Source organism: Hydrogenophaga flava NBRC 102514 (assembly GCF_001571145.1).
GTDB lineage: Bacteria > Pseudomonadota > Gammaproteobacteria > Burkholderiales > Burkholderiaceae_C > Hydrogenophaga > Hydrogenophaga flava.
Genome location: NZ_BCTF01000059.1, coordinates 1 through 2,080, shown reverse-complemented (window position 1 = coordinate 2,080; position 2,080 = coordinate 1). Strand labels below are relative to the sequence as shown.

General features: G+C 67.9%; 2 protein-coding genes. Both read right to left on the bottom strand.

Annotation, left to right across the window (positions count from 1 at the left end; genetic code table 11):
* A partial coding sequence (locus HFL01S_RS24330) for a methyl-accepting chemotaxis protein (protein WP_157539124.1) occupies positions 1-1,855 on the bottom strand: 1,855 nt, incomplete at its 3' end.
* A 38-nt stretch (positions 1,856-1,893) separates the two neighbouring features.
* Positions 1,894-2,080 (bottom strand): hypothetical protein (locus HFL01S_RS25490; protein ID WP_169802382.1); only part of this gene is annotated, 187 nt, incomplete at its 5' end.

Sequence of the window (2,080 nt, the reverse complement as noted above, 5' to 3'; positions counted from 1 at the left end):
TGGACGCCGCCGAGATTTCCTGCACCAGCTCCGAGGTGCGCTGGATCGAGGGCACGATCTGGCCCAGCAGCTGCCCGGCCCGCTCGGCGGTCGACACGCTGTGGCCGGCCAGGTCACCGATTTCGCGGGCCGCCTCCTGGCTGCGCTCGGCCAGCTTGCGCACCTCGGCCGCGACCACCGCGAAGCCCTTGCCGTGTTCGCCGGCGCGCGCCGCCTCGATGGCCGCATTGAGCGCCAGCAGGTTGGTCTGGTAGGCGATGTCGTCGACGATGCTGATCTTGGCCGCAATCTGCTTCATGGCCTGCACGGTCTGCGTCACCGCCTGGCCGCCGTCACCCGCTTCCTTGCTGGCCTTGGTGGCCATGCCGTCGGTGACGCGGGCGTTGTCGCTGTTCTGCGAGATCGAGGCCGACATCATGTCGATCTGCGACGTGGTCTCCTCGACCGACGACGCCTGCTCGCTGGCGGCCTGCGACAGGCTCTGCGCGGTGGCGCTGACCTGGTTGGCGGCGCCGCTGAGCGAGTTGGCGGCCGAGCGCACCTCTTCGATGATGGATGCCAGCTTCTCGCAGCTGGCGTTGGCGTCCAGCTTGACCTGCTCGAAGGTGCCGGTGGTGGCGCGTTCGATCCGCTGCGTCAGGTCGCCGCTGGCCAGTGCGCCGAACACACGGCCCACGTCCTCGACGATGCCGGCCAGCGCCTCGCTGGTGGCGTTGGCGTCTTGCCGCACCTGGCCGAAGGTGCCCGCGTACTCGCGCGTGATGCGCTGGGTCAGGTCGCCCGAGGCCAGCGCGCCGAACACGCGGCCCACATCCTCGAAGATGACCGATGTGGTCTCCATCAGGGCGTTGACGCCGGCGCACAGCTCGGCGATGGGGCCGCTCTTGTCTTCCATCGGAATGCGTTGCGAGAGGTCGCCGGCCATGGCCGCCGCCGTCACGCGCTGCGCCTGCTCCACCGCCTCGCGCAGCACCCGCTGCGCCGTCACCTCGGCGGTCACGTCGGTGGCGATCTTGACCACCTTGAACACGCGCCCCATCTCGTCCTTCACCGGGGCGTACACGCCCTGGATCCAGACCTCGCGGCCGCCCTTGGCCAGGCGGCGGTAGGTGCTGGACAGGGACTTGCCGTCCCTGAGGTCGCGCCAGAAACCGGTGTAGGCCGGCTGCAGCGCCTCGGCCGAGTCCACGAACATGCGGTGGTGGTGGCCGATCACCTCGTCGCGGGCATAGCCCATCAGGGCGAGGAAGTTCTGGTTGGCGCTGGTGATCTCGCCAGCGGGAGAGAACTCCACGAAGGCCGAAGAGTTGTCCAGTGCATCGACGATGCCCTTGGCGTTCTGGCGCTCGATCTCCGATTCGGTGATGTCGTAGCGCACGCCCAGGTACTTGATGGGCTTACCGTTCTCGCCCAGGATCGGCGCGATCACCGCGTCGACGTAGTACGGGGTGCCGTCCTTGGCGCGGTTCTTGATCATGCCGCGGAACATCTGGCCGCGGCCGATGGTGGACCACATCTGCTTGAACACCTCCTTGGACATGTCGGGGTGCCGCGTGGTGTTGTGCGGCTGGCCGATCAGCTCTTCGCGCGAGTACTTCGAGACCTCGATGAACTTCTCGTTGATCGACAGGATGTCGCCCTTCTTGTCGGCCTCCGAGACGATGCTGGTCTCGTTCATGATGTCCGTGCGCACCTTGAGTTCGCTCTCGACCGCGTCCAGCCGCGCCTTGAGCTCGGCCAGCGAGGATTCGGCCTCGGCGCGCGCTCGCGACTGTTCTTCCAGAGCGGCGTTCAGTTGCGAGAGCTCGCTGCCGGCAAAGACGCGGGCGGCCCAGGAGGGTTGGTTCGGGTTCATGGAAGTGGCCTTCAAAAAGGGCGGAGGGGACGAGAGACTCAGTAGGGGCGGAAATTGCCGGAGGGCGCTGCGCGCGGCACGGGCGCGCCCGCCACCGCAGCCATGCGCAGGCCGCTGGCCATTGGCGCGCGGCGCTTCACCGGCTCGCCGTTGGCCACCTTGCGCACCACCACATCCTGTTCGCCCGATCCGAAGAACGAGACCGCCTGCTGCAGCTGTTCGGCC